Annotated in this window: 1 protein-coding gene; it reads right to left on the bottom strand. The window is 35.5% G+C overall.

All coding sequences use genetic code 11. The features are described from left to right. Nucleotides 1-279: hypothetical protein (locus BOQ62_RS22580; protein ID WP_164976774.1), on the bottom strand; the 279-nt coding region annotated here is incomplete at both ends.

Genomic DNA, 279 nt, shown 5'->3' with positions numbered 1-279 from the left:
TTTAAACGTCCATATACATCCGCTATAAGTACTACATCATTATTAATGGCTGCAATTTGGTCTAAAAAATCTTTTTCAGAAAGCGACAGCTCTTTATCCTGTCTGCCAACATAGGAGCGGGAAAGCTTTTCTAACGTCTTTTCCATTTTATTCTGAAGAAGAGGCAGTCCCTTTATGTTTTTTAAACGTCCATATACATCCGCTATAAGTACTACATCATTATTAATGGCTGCAATTTGGTCTAAAAAATCTTTTTCAGAAAGCGACAGCTCTTTATCC

It is taken from the genome of Chryseobacterium sp. CH21 (genome assembly GCF_004119445.1).
In the GTDB taxonomy this organism is placed as follows: Bacteria; Bacteroidota; Bacteroidia; order Flavobacteriales; family Weeksellaceae; genus Chryseobacterium.
The sequence above is the reverse complement of the archived record's forward strand: the minus strand, read 5'-3'. Positions and strand labels throughout refer to the sequence as shown.